Annotated in this window: 1 protein-coding gene; it reads left to right on the forward strand. The window is 48.0% G+C overall.

The features are described 5' to 3' along the window. On the forward strand, nucleotides 1-294 hold a 294-nt coding region (locus WC734_06525), incomplete at both ends, for a hypothetical protein (GenBank protein MFA6198772.1).

A 294-nucleotide genomic window follows, 5' to 3' on the forward strand; every position in this document is an offset into this window, starting at 1 on the left:
AAACACCGGTGGTTTCCAATCAGAATGTTAATTTGCCGCCGGTTAATGTCCCGGCTGAAATTGTATCCAATGTTAATGAAGCTCCCGTGGAAGTTCCGCCGGCGGTGCTCGATACCGCGCCGATTGTTCCTTCGCCGGAAAGCGTCGATTTGGACGGTGACGGTTTGACTAACGCAGAAGAAGTAACTCTTGGAACCGATACAACAAAAGCCGACACTGACGAAGATGGCCTTAATGATGGTTTAGAGGTAAATGTTTATTTTACTGATCCCTTGAATCCTGATACGGATGGCG

The organism is Patescibacteria group bacterium (assembly GCA_041661625.1).
Classification (GTDB): domain Bacteria; phylum Patescibacteriota; class Patescibacteriia; order JAHIZJ01; family JAHIZJ01; genus JBAZUB01.